Below are 11,378 nucleotides of genomic sequence, written 5' to 3'. Positions count from 1 at the left end.
AAGACCCTAACACGAGGTGTTAAGGCCGTTTTTTTGCTATAGAGCTGTTTGATGATCTTTCCCTTGTTTTTTAGCTTGCAAGTAGTGATACCCGAACATGATGAAACCAATGGCGATAATAACCAAAAGTGAAATTTTTAGAAATAAAGGCAAGTATAAATAGGCGATGGCAAACCAGGCGAACAAAAGCGAAACAGGGCTGGTCCCTTTGAGAAGTTGATAAACAACTCGTGTTGTGCCGCTTCGGATGTAGGGTGTTGCTTCCATCAAGAAAATCGTCGGGTTCATGATGGTGCCGTAAATTAGAGGGATCACGACATATAGTGGCAATTCGGTCTTTGTGGCAAATTCCAGCAAAAATACGACCCCAACCGCAAAGGCTTGCATAAAATAGTCGAGGTGCGCCGATTTCAACTTTCTGGCATTGGTGAAAATTTTTCTTGCCAGCGAATCTTTTTGATAGTAAACGGCCGCTAGCGGCAGCGACAATACGATGCCGATCATAAACGAGAACAGCCCCCACTGCAGTAATAGAATAGTCATTCTCTTCATCCTTTCAAGCATTTTAAACGTATGTGTTTATGAAATCATCATATTTCAGTTAGGGACTCTTCCACGCGCAAATATTGTAGTTCCCCCCGCAAAAAAATGGGGAAGCCCTGCAATTCACTTTATTTGCATACAAAAAAAGACCGGATGACCGGCCCTTTCATAAATATCTATACACTTCTTAAAGCATCAATCGGATTCAGCTTGGATGCCTTTCTCGCTGGAGCAAGGCCAAAAATAATTCCGATAGCCGCAGAAAACCCAAACGCCAGGAGGATAGTTGAGGTGGCGAGTGTATAACTTGCCCCGATGATAAAACAGACTACATAGGCAATTCCAGCACCTAGCAACAATCCTATCGTCCCACCGAAGAGCGACAAAAACACTGCCTCCAATAAAAACTGCTGTTGAATTCGCCTCGGTTCGGCCCCAAGAGCCTTCCGTAACCCGATCTCGGTCGTTCTCTCCGTAACCGAGACCAACATCATATTCATAATACCAATGCCCCCTACCACAAGGGAAATCGAGGCAATCCCGCCAAGCATCAGCGATAACATCGTAGTCACCTTATTAATGGATGACAGCATATCCTCCATATTGATGACCATAAAACCATCTTTATTATAATTAAACGCCTGGTTTAAAACAGATTCGATATCGCTGGTGATTTTTTCAGATTTATTGGCATTACTCATATACACATCAACATTATTAATAAACCCGGTTCCAAGAATGCCCATGGCGGTCGTGTATGGGATAATTACTGCACCATTATTGGATGAGTCCGAAAAGCTGCTTGACTTTTGCAATGTTCCAATGACTGTATAGGTGACCCCCGCGATTTGCATTTTTTTACCTACAGGGTCTTCTCCCCAAAACAACTCGTCGGCAATATCAGCACCAATCAGGCACACTTTATTTTTACTATTAATATCTAAAATATTTAGACCCCTTCCTGTTTCCACAAGGTCCTTTGTCTTGGAAAAATAAACGTCATTCTTCCCTTGAACAGATACTTCCGGTTTCTCCTTTCCATCATAGACCACCGTCGTTTTGCCGGAAAGGGTTGGAGATACCCCGGCCACATCCTCAATTTCAGAAAGTTTTTCAATATCATTATCCATCAGGCCTTGCTTTAGCGGCGTACCGATCGCCTGCACCGTAATTTTATCGGCACCAAAGGACGAAAACTCACTTGTCATTCCGTCCATCGCCCCTTTTACGATCGTAATAAGGGCGATGATCGACGCAACACCAATAACAATGCCAAGCATCGTCAGGAACGAGCGCATTTTGTTATGGATGAGATTCATCCACGACATCTTGAAATTTTCCTTAAACATAGGCAAACTCCTCTCTTAGCTTGCCGTCCAATATCCGGACAATTCGGCTGGCGTGTTTGGCAATCTCGACATCATGCGTGATCATGATGATGGTTCTTCCTTCTTCATGAAGTTCGTGAAACAGTTCCATAATTTGCTGGCCTGTTTTTTGGTCGAGTGCACCCGTCGGTTCATCTGCCAGTAAAATTGTCGGCTCTGTCACCATCGCCCGGGCAATGGCAACACGTTGCTGCTGCCCGCCTGAAAGCTGATTCGGGCGATTTTGCAATTTATCACCAAGGCCCACCCTTTCGAGCATTTCGCTTGCCCGCCGTTTTCGTTCCTTTTCCGGCACTCTTGCATACACCAGCGGCAGTTCCACATTTTGTATCGCGCTAAGCCTTGGTAAAAGCTGGAACTGTTGAAAAATAAAGCCTACTTCCTTGTTGCGGATCACCGCAAGTGACGATTCGTCCAGCTCATCAACCTTTTGATTCGATAGGATATATTCGCCGCTAGTTGGGGAGTCAAGACAGCCAATGATATTCATCAGCGTTGATTTCCCGGATCCCGATGGTCCCAGAACTGCAACGAAATCCCCTTTATTTACTTCCAGATTGATATTGTTTAACACCACTTGCTCTTCTTCACCCATCATGTAGGTTTTTGTAATTTGTGACATTGTTAAAATATGGCTGCTCATTATTGAGTACCTCCATGCATCATGACCGGAACAGCATCCTCTTTATCGTTGATGATTACTTCATCACCAGCGTTAATCCCATCTTTTACCTCGATAATTGTTCCATCGTTAATTCCGGTTTGAATGTATTTTTTCGTTGGCGCTCCCTCTTCGGATGGAATCAAAACATATGACTTATTTTTACTATCAAAATTAATGGCTTTCATTGAAAGGGTTATGACAGACGAAGCGTTTTGTTTCAAAATTTTTGCTTCCGTACTCATGCCGACTCTAACCGTGTCGTCTTTGGCAAGGTCAATGGTTGCCGTGAAGTAGGAAATCCCGTTTTCGTTTACCGCTTCTTTTGAAACGGCCGAAACCGTTCCTTTAATTTCTTTTTCAAGTGCATGGATGGCAACATTCACTTCCTGGCCAACAGCGATATACTTTAAGTCGTATTCGTCGACCTTCACTTTTGTTTGCAAAACGTTATAGTCAACGATATCCACTAGTTGCACACCTGCCATCACATCGGCATTTTTCTCTACATGGATTTTTGTAATTTCACCGTTTAAGGTTGACTTAATTTTCTTTCCTTGTTTCGTTACCAGGAGGACATCACTGTCTTTTACTTGATCCCCCACTTTGACTTTTACTTCCTTAATTTGCATGACTTCTTCACTGTTAATCGTTTTCTTGGTCTTTGCTTCTACTGCTCCTGAAAAACTGTAGTAGGTTATAATGTTTTCGGTTTGTGCTGTTTCTTTTTCAAAAGCACCTGGACCCTTCGGCGTAAATAATACACTTGAAATTATTCCAACAGCTATAAGCCCGCCGATCGTCCAAAGTACAATCTTCTTTTTGCCCTTCTTCTTTTGATTTGTCATTTCTCTTACCTCCCTGATTCGATGATTTCATTCTACGGTGGTTTCCGACTTCACAAACCGCAGACATTTTGAGAACCACCGCAGAAAAAGCGGGCATCCCCGCACGATTTTTGAAGGATGTCATTAAGCAGAAGGCTTTTCTCTCGGATAAAATTGGTTCTCTCTCGCATTAGAGGCATTTACTCTCGGATGGGATTCAATTACTCTCGGATAAGCAACATTTACTCTCAGATAAGCAAAAATTACTCTCAAACCACAAAAAAAGACCCTAACTCAATGGCTAAGGTCTTCTCTGTTAATATAAATCTTCAGTCGGTAATATCCCGAGGTTTTTGGCTTTTTTAATGGCTTCTACCCGCGAATTGACATTTAATTTTAGAAAAAGTTCTGTTAGGCTGTATTCCAACGAGCGCTGGCTGATTAACAATGTCTTGGAAATCTCTTTATTGCTATGGCCTTTGGCCAATTCACGGAGGAGTGTTTCTTCCTTTTTGCCAATGACCGTCGTTTCGGCCCCAGTTTCACTATGCACCTCAATCTCCTGGCGCCTTAGCTGTTTTAGAAGCCCCATCGGGATTACCGCCTCTTTCCTTGCCGCGCTGCGGATGGCTTGAATCAATTGTTCTCTGGTTGAAGTTTTGGAAATAAATCCAGACACACCCGATTCCATTAACAAATTAAAATGCGGGGCAATATCGAATCCCGAATAAATCAAGATAATTGCATCCGGCACATCCATTAGCACCCTGCGAGCCAAATCAGCACCGTTAATATTGGGCATGTATAAATCAAATAGGATCACATCAAAATTTTTAAGACGCACCAAATCCGATACACAATAAACGTCTGTTTCAATTGTGACGTTCATATCGGGTTCAGATTCAATCAACAGTTTTGTCCCCTCGACGACCGACCTGTGGTCATCCACCAATAAGATTTCCATAATAATCACCTTTTTGCATTGTTGTTGGTATTAAAATATCGACCTGGACTCCTTGCTTAGGAGCAGATTTTATTTTGGCTTCCCCATCCAGGCTTACAACCCTGTTTTGAATTCCGGCAAGACCCATATGTTTAAATGAGGCCTCGGATTGAGACAAATCCATCCCTACCCCATTATCCTTATAGGAAAAATGGATGGTTTCGCCATGATCCTTCAAAGCAATGGTGACCCTGGTAGCCTGCGAGTGCTTGTTGGCGTTGTTCAATAACTCCTGTACAATCCGGTATAGCCCGAGTATTTGATCTTCATTGAGCGGCTGGTTCAGGTTTGCTTCGGTAAAATCAATCTCGTAATTTGAAAACATTCTAGAATAAGAAAATAGACTTTTCAATGACTCTACCAATCCAAGTTTTAAGAGAAACGGCGGACGGAGTTCATTGCAAGTAATCCGAATTTGGTGAATTGCATCCAACAGTCCCTCTTCAATTTCAATCAGTTCACCCTTTATTTCTTTGTTGAAGGTACTGGTGGATCGCAACGATTCAAGCTTTCGATACCAAATAATCAAATCCTGCAGAACGGAATCGTGCAGGTCGCTAGACAGCGATGCCCGCTCTTTTTCCGAAAGCCTAAACAACAGCCTTAACATCCATTTCGGCCTGTCATTACTTGCAACCATATACTCGAGGCGTTTCATCAAATCTTCGATAAACTGGAGATTATCATAGAGAATCGTCACATAATGAACAGCGGTTTCCAGCCACTCCCGCTCCATTTTTAAAAGCGGATGGGAAATCTTGACCCTCAAGTAAATCTGGTGTTCCTTCTCGGCAATTTTCGCCCATATTTCATGATTGTCCTCGTTAATTGGAGTTTCCCCCGCCACTTCCTCAATTGAAACACTTGCAACGGGTAAAACCTGCTTCACTTCTTCCATCAACCTATTTTCCAGTTCGGATACCTTCATTACATTCGCGAGGTCGTTGGAAAACCGATTAATACTCTGCTGCAGGGTTTTATATCTCTCTTCACTTTTGATTAATTCCTGTTCCTCCCGCTTTTTCTCGGTAATATCCTTAACAATGCCATGAACCCCAATCAGTTTTCCAAACTGAAAAATAGGCACAAACGTGATACTCACAATTTGCTCGCCACGTTCCGGCCGGATAATTCGGCATTCGACATCTCGCGGTTCCTGCATTTGCATGACCTCTGATAGAACCTGATAAACCGGGCGATGGTCTTCATCATAAATCAAGCCGATAAAACAGCGGTCTGTGAGTTTTTCGATTTGAATCCCTGTAATTTTTTCGAACGACTGGTTGGCATGAACAAAATTCCCCTTTAAATCTATCGAAAAAACACCATCCAAGTTATTCTCGAATAAAGACTTATATCTTTGTTCACTTTCTTCTAATGCCTGCTCCGATTTTTTCAACTCGGTGATATCCATATTCATTCCATCCCAGCGCTCAACCACACCTTTATTGTTCATTATTGGATGAACAATGATCCTGACCCATTTCGTTTCATTTTCAACATGAATATATCGGACTACCTTGGTCATTGGGATTCCTTTATTCAGTTTGTTTTTTACTTCACCCCTAAGCATTTCATTATCCTCCGGGTGAATATGATCGTGTAAGCGAATAGGATTAAACATGATTTCTTTCCGGGGGATGCCGGAAATTTTTTCAATGCTTTTGGAACAATAATTAAAGTATCTGAAATTATTATCTGTAGACCAAACCGCAGAATTGACATTTTCCAAAATACGTTCCAAAAGCTGTTCAGTTTTTTTCCGCTCTGTAATATCCCTAACCACGGCAACCACATATTTAACATTGCCGAAACTGTCCAATACCGGCTTAACTTTTCCTTCAAAATAAATCGTCCGGCCTTGTGCATGAATGATGCGATATTCCATAATTGTAACGGACGTTTTGGTTTGAACAGCCTGATTATGCATAGTACGGACATGGTCACGGTCTTCAGGATGGATAATGTCGAACGCATCTATGCCTTCGTATTGTTCAACGGTATATCCTGTTGTGGTCTCGATGGACGGAGATACATACCGGACAATTGCCCTGCTATCGACCAGTACAATGACATCTGATGTATGATCGGCGACAATTTTGTACTTTATTAAATCATTATCAAGCGGATCATCGATTGGATTTCGGGATTGGTATTCCTTCATAATCTTCCTCCTCTTATATATTTTTCCGTAAATATCCTTATATTCATTATAAGGTGGGAAATTATAGAAAACACGCAAAATAATGGTGTTGTTCCGCAATTAATTCTGGGTTCATAGATACAACATTTTCCGGGAATATTAAGAACATCCGATTTGAATTGGAGGCAATGAAAGTGAAAACATTATCCATTTTTGCTTTAGGCGGTATTAACGAAATCGGGAAAAACATGTATTGCATCGAACATGATGACAACATTGTGATTGTCGACTGCGGCGGAATGTTTCCGGATGAAAGTTTGCTTGGCATTGATTTAATTATCCCAGATATGACCTATTTGGAGGAGAATCGTGAGAAAATCCGGGCGATGATTGTGACACACGGCCACGAGGACCATATTGGCGGGGTCCCTTATTTTTTGAAAAAAATTAATGTCCCTATTTATGCAACCCGGTTTACCCTTGGGTTGATTGAATTGAAGCTAGATGAACATCGATTAGCTCGCGATACAAAACTCGTCACAATTGATTCCAATTCCGAACTGGAGTTTGGAGAAATTAAAGTTTCGTTTTTCAGGGTCAGCCATAGTATTCCGGATTGTCTTGGGATTGTGTTTGACACACCTGAAGGAAGAGTGGTCCATACCGGCGACTTCAAATTTGATTTAACTCCGGAAAATAACCAGTATTCCGATATTCATAAAATGGCGAAGATCGGTCAGGAAGGTGTGCTAGCGTTAGTGTCGGAGAGCACGAATGCCGAGCGCAAAGGGTTGACCCCATCAGAGCAAATGGTGGGCGATCATCTTTATGAAGCGTTTATGAAAGCGGATGGAAAAATTTTCGTATCAACCTTTGCCTCAAACGTCAATCGTGTCCAGCAGGTTGTCGAAGCATGCATTCGGACTGACCGAAAACTGGCGCTGCTTGGCCGAAGCATGGTGAATGTGGTCGATGTGGCGATCGAGCGGGGCTATTTGCTCGTTCCGGAGGGGATGTTGATTGAGGCGGGCGAAATCGAAAGTTTTGCTCCTGAAAAGGTGGCCATCCTGTGCACCGGCAGCCAAGGGGAACCAAATGCCGCCCTTGCTCGACTGGCAACCGGCAATTACCGGGACGCTTCCATCTATCCCGGTGATACCGTAATCATGGCCGCCTCTCCTATTCCCGGTAATGAAAAGGGCGTATCCAAGATTATCGACAACTTATTTCAGCTTGGTGCGCACGTGATTTACGGTTCGGGAAGCACAACAGGGATGCACGTTTCCGGGCACGGCTATCAGGAAGATTTAAAGCTCATGCTCACCTTGATAAAACCAACCTTCTTTATACCGATTCACGGCGAATACCGGATGCTGCACCATCACCGGGAACTGGCGGAATCAGTCGGTGTAGAAAAAGGAAATACCTTTATTATTCGCAATGGAGATGTGGTCGATATTCGGGACGGGGTCGCCCGGCAGACCCGAACCATACCTGCTGGCGATACGTATGTGGACGGGGTAAGTGTCGGCGATGTCGGTGAAATTGTCCTGCGCGATCGCAAACAGCTTTCCGAAGATGGAATGGTTGTGATCGTTTTGACGTTAAGCAAGCGGGATCAACGAATTATTCAAGGCCCTGACACGATTACACGCGGGTTCGTGTACGTGAAGGATTCCGAGGATTTGCTGCGGGAAATTAATCGCCTCGTTAAAAAGACGGTAAATGACCTGCAAGATGACGATGTCCGTCAATGGAATGTCATTAAACGAGAAATTAAAAAATCGGTCGGAAAATTCTTGTTCTCCAACACAAAAAGAAGACCGATGATTTTGCCGGTTATTATCGAGATTTAGGCGGTAAGATGGTATGCACAACCGGGCACGCATGCCGCTACATGACCAATAACCTGTTTTTTCACAAAAGTGGGCACGTAGAACCTCTACGTGCCTGTCAATTATTTTTCCAGTGTTTCTACATGCTTTTTCAACCCTGCCATATAGGCATCACTTAAAAATCCAGTCCCGCCGCGGACGATTTCCTCAAGATAGTGGTCCGGCGGGGCGGTCTCCGGATCTTTTTCCACCACAATAAAGGTCAATACATTCTTTAACGTCTCTCCGTTCACAGAAACATCCACCAATGCCGGACGGTAGAGCCTTGACCGAACTCCTTCCCGTCGGTATAAATAGGTCAGGCACTCACGAGGAACGTCATACACTTTTCCTTCGACCACACCGCCCTCTTCCACGATATCGGCCCGGCCACCGTCTGCCATCCATTTTGTGAAACGGAGCGTGTACCCATTAAGTACACCGCACCCGACAACCTGTTGAAAATAATGATCCGCACTGGCAAGCTTAAACCGCTCATCATCCAAACAGCTGCCATAAGCAAAATACAGGACATTGCTCTGCTGCTTCTCAAACAGAGCAACCCGCCAATCACCATATGGAATCAGGGTCCGAAGCATGCCTTCATTATGGCTTGCGATCGTGTAAACATACGCCTCTGTTTCACCGCGATCATGATAAATGGTTCGTTTGGGCCGCTCATATAAATTATCCTGGGCATTGTCCTTGTAACCCTCCAACTGGTCCAACAAGGATAACTCTTGCTCCGAAACTTGGTAGAGCTCGCCGTAAACGGTGCCCGTTTCCGACAGCTTCAATGCCGGATAACCGAGTCCGGTATCGAAAAGTTCACCCTTTGTCCACGCCTGCTCAGCCACCAACTCCGCAGTCTGCAGTAACCGATGATTACGTTCATGCCTGCGTAATGTGCCATATACAAACACGTAGTTTTTGTCCATTTTTAGTCCCTCCCTTACAAAAAAACATACCATAATTCGAATGACACCCCTGTCATTAACTTTTTCCCGTAAAAATGGGCCTTTTTTTCACTCTTGAAAAATATATCCGCGGTAAAATCGAATATATCTGCGATTCCGACTAATATATCCGCGATAATTTCAATATATCTGCGATAAATCGAATATATCTGCGAAAATCCAAATATATCTGCAGATGGCCCACTGGGACCATTTTTCCACAGAAAAAAATCGAACCGAAATACACGCCAGGTTCGATTTCCTGATTACACCTTATTCGGAACCGTTCTTCCCAAATAGAGATCTCCATTTTTCACCTTATACTCATATAAGTCCAACGGGCGCAACGGTGGTGTGCCCTTTACGTTCTTGCCGTTCTTTTCATATAACCCGCCGTGGCACTGACAAAAGAATTTGTTGGCATGGTCCCCTTCGTCGTACCAGCTAACCGTGCAACCCAAGTGCTGGCACACCGGTGACAACGCAACAATCTTGTCATTTTTATCCTTATATATCCAGGCCGTATAAGGAAAATCATCCTCGTACCAACCATCGAGTTGGTGGACCTTGTAGACTAACTTTTGCGGCTTGCTGGTCAGCTTTTCAACCCTCGTTACAGCTACCATACCGTCATCTGTTTTTGGCTGCAGCACGGGGTCAATTGCAAAGCGCAGCATCGGCATCAGTGTACCAGCCCCCATAAACCCGCCTACCCCAGTAAGTGTATACGTTAAAAATTGCCTTCTCGTTACATTGTTCCTCTCCAATTAAAACACCCCAATCTACCTATCTATAAAAATATACATTTCCATAATATAGAAATAGACGGTAACGGTCCGGAAATTGTTTCATAATGTTACAATTAAGAAAGTTACTATTCTTTTTTAAGATTGAAGGTTAAATTTATGATAAAACGATTTTTGGTAACGCTCCTGGCCGCCCTTACCGGAGGGCTCATTTTTCAAAGCATCCATACGCCCATCCCCTGGTTGCTCGGTCCGATGGCGGCTGTTTTCATTGGTGCAAGATTCACCAAGATCCCCTTTTATTGGCCAAGCTGGGTCAGGGATACCGGGTTAATAATCGTTGGCTATTCGATTGGGCTCTCTTTTACAAAAGCCGCCCTATTTCAAATCATTGCCAAACTGCCCATGATGCTGCTCATGACGGTAACACTGATTGTATTTTGCGCAGGCATCGCCGTTGTGGTTTCGAAACTGACAGGCGTCGATTATCCGACAGTGCTAACTGGCAGTATACCTGGTGGGCTTTCGCAAATGATTACGTTTGCCGAGGAAATGAAAGGGATTGATATCACGACGGTAACCTTCCTACAGGTGGCCAGATTGATGATGATTATTTTTTTCGTGCCATTTTTAATTTTCGGTCCGTTTTTTCATCAGGATGTCATCATTCAGGAGGCACCAATCCTTTCCGGTCCCACATTGCATGGTACGATTCCAAATCTGATTGTTTTTGCGGCACTATGTACGGGTTCCGCCTTTATCGCCAAAAAAATAAAAGCACCAACCCCGTATTTACTTGGTCCCATCCTAATCACCGCCATATTGACCATTGCGGGGCTACGGGGACCGTCCTTGCCACCTGCCATTTTGGACCTCTCGCAATTTATGATTGGCGGATATATCGGGTTATTATTAAAGCCTGAAAAATTGGAGCATAAATCACGAATCATCAGCCTTGCTTTGATTAGCGGGATGATGATGATTTTAGGCTCATTGGGTTTAAGCTATTTGCTTGTCATGTATGATCAGCTCACGCCATCAACCGGTTTCTTAAGCGTAGCACCCGGCGGTATGGACCAAATGGGAATCATGGCGCACGAGATTAATGCCGATTTATCAATGGTTACCGGCTACCAGCTGTTCCGGCTGTTTTTCATTTATTTTGCTGTCCCCCCTTTTCTCAGATGGTTTTTTATTAGACGCAAAAAACAAAAAGTGTAAAACCCTATAATTGGTT

10 protein-coding genes are annotated in these 11,378 nt (G+C 43.6%); 2 read left to right on the top strand and 8 right to left on the bottom strand.

Annotated features, from left to right (window positions below; genetic code table 11):
* Window positions 1-36: 36 nt before the first annotated feature.
* The 6 genes from AR334_RS09545 to AR334_RS09520 form a co-directional block, all read right to left on the bottom strand.
* Window positions 37-543, bottom strand: a complete 507-nt coding sequence (locus AR334_RS09545) for a hypothetical protein (RefSeq protein WP_156431230.1) — start codon at window positions 541-543, stop codon at window positions 37-39.
* 176 nt (window positions 544-719) lie between these two features.
* Entirely contained in the window at window positions 720-1,892 is a 1,173-nt protein-coding gene (locus AR334_RS09540; RefSeq protein WP_066308773.1) for an ABC transporter permease, read from the bottom strand.
* A complete protein-coding gene (locus AR334_RS09535; RefSeq protein ID WP_172799204.1) occupies window positions 1,885-2,562 on the bottom strand; it encodes an ABC transporter ATP-binding protein in 678 nt (225 codons plus the stop codon). The genes AR334_RS09540 and AR334_RS09535 overlap by 8 nt, the downstream gene beginning before the upstream one ends.
* An 11-nt stretch (window positions 2,563-2,573) precedes the next feature.
* On the bottom strand, window positions 2,574-3,440 hold the full coding sequence (locus AR334_RS09530) for an efflux RND transporter periplasmic adaptor subunit (RefSeq protein ID WP_066308763.1): 867 nt from the start codon (window positions 3,438-3,440) through the stop codon (window positions 2,574-2,576).
* A gap of 295 nt (window positions 3,441-3,735) precedes the next feature.
* Window positions 3,736-4,383, bottom strand: coding sequence for a response regulator transcription factor (locus tag AR334_RS09525; RefSeq protein WP_066308756.1), 648 nt, complete (start codon window positions 4,381-4,383; stop codon window positions 3,736-3,738).
* Window positions 4,361-6,586 carry a PAS domain S-box protein gene (locus AR334_RS09520; RefSeq protein ID WP_066308750.1) on the bottom strand — a complete coding sequence of 742 codons (2,226 nt, stop codon included), beginning with the start codon at window positions 6,584-6,586 and terminating at the stop codon, window positions 4,361-4,363. The genes AR334_RS09525 and AR334_RS09520 overlap by 23 nt, the downstream gene beginning before the upstream one ends.
* A gap of 167 nt (window positions 6,587-6,753) precedes the next feature.
* Here AR334_RS09520 and AR334_RS09515 point away from each other — a divergent pair, with 167 nt between their 5' ends.
* The gene (locus tag AR334_RS09515; protein WP_172799193.1) at window positions 6,754-8,421 is read left to right on the top strand and encodes a ribonuclease J; all 1,668 of its coding nucleotides are present in this window, start codon (window positions 6,754-6,756) and stop codon (window positions 8,419-8,421) included.
* Window positions 8,422-8,522: 101 nt separating this feature from the next.
* Here AR334_RS09515 and AR334_RS09510 read toward each other — a convergent pair whose 3' ends face one another.
* Together AR334_RS09510 and AR334_RS09505 are read right to left on the bottom strand one after the other, a co-directional pair.
* A complete protein-coding gene (locus tag AR334_RS09510) occupies window positions 8,523-9,377 on the bottom strand; it encodes a gamma-glutamylcyclotransferase (RefSeq protein ID WP_066308738.1) in 855 nt (284 codons plus the stop codon).
* A 284-nt stretch (window positions 9,378-9,661) separates the two neighbouring features.
* Complete coding sequence (locus AR334_RS09505; protein WP_066308730.1) at window positions 9,662-10,162, bottom strand: ubiquinol-cytochrome c reductase iron-sulfur subunit; 501 nt, start codon at window positions 10,160-10,162, stop codon at window positions 9,662-9,664.
* A 138-nt stretch (window positions 10,163-10,300) separates the two neighbouring features.
* On the opposite strand from AR334_RS09505, the gene AR334_RS09500 reads away from it, so the two are divergent.
* Window positions 10,301-11,362, top strand: a complete 1,062-nt coding sequence (locus AR334_RS09500) for an AbrB family transcriptional regulator (RefSeq protein ID WP_066308720.1) — start codon at window positions 10,301-10,303, stop codon at window positions 11,360-11,362.
* Window positions 11,363-11,378: the final 16 nt, after the last annotated feature.

The organism is Bacillus sp. FJAT-29814 (assembly GCF_001510715.1).
Lineage (GTDB): Bacteria > Bacillota > Bacilli > Bacillales > Cytobacillaceae > Neobacillus.
The sequence above is the reverse complement of the archived record's forward strand: the minus strand, read 5'-3'. Positions and strand labels throughout refer to the sequence as shown.

Coding starts and splice junctions, on each gene's coding strand:
- AR334_RS09545 (WP_156431230.1), bottom strand. CDS start 543: ATGACTATTCTATTACTGCAGTGGGGGCTGTTCTCGTTTATGATCGGC.
- AR334_RS09540 (WP_066308773.1), bottom strand. CDS start 1,892: ATGTTTAAGGAAAATTTCAAGATGTCGTGGATGAATCTCATCCATAAC.
- AR334_RS09530 (WP_066308763.1), bottom strand. CDS start 3,440: ATGACAAATCAAAAGAAGAAGGGCAAAAAGAAGATTGTACTTTGGACG.
- AR334_RS09525 (WP_066308756.1), bottom strand. CDS start 4,383: ATGGAAATCTTATTGGTGGATGACCACAGGTCGGTCGTCGAGGGGACA.
- AR334_RS09520 (WP_066308750.1), bottom strand. CDS start 6,586: ATGAAGGAATACCAATCCCGAAATCCAATCGATGATCCGCTTGATAAT.
- AR334_RS09515 (WP_172799193.1), top strand. CDS start 6,754: ATGAAAGTGAAAACATTATCCATTTTTGCTTTAGGCGGTATTAACGAA.
- AR334_RS09510 (WP_066308738.1), bottom strand. CDS start 9,377: ATGGACAAAAACTACGTGTTTGTATATGGCACATTACGCAGGCATGAA.
- AR334_RS09500 (WP_066308720.1), top strand. CDS start 10,301: ATGATAAAACGATTTTTGGTAACGCTCCTGGCCGCCCTTACCGGAGGG.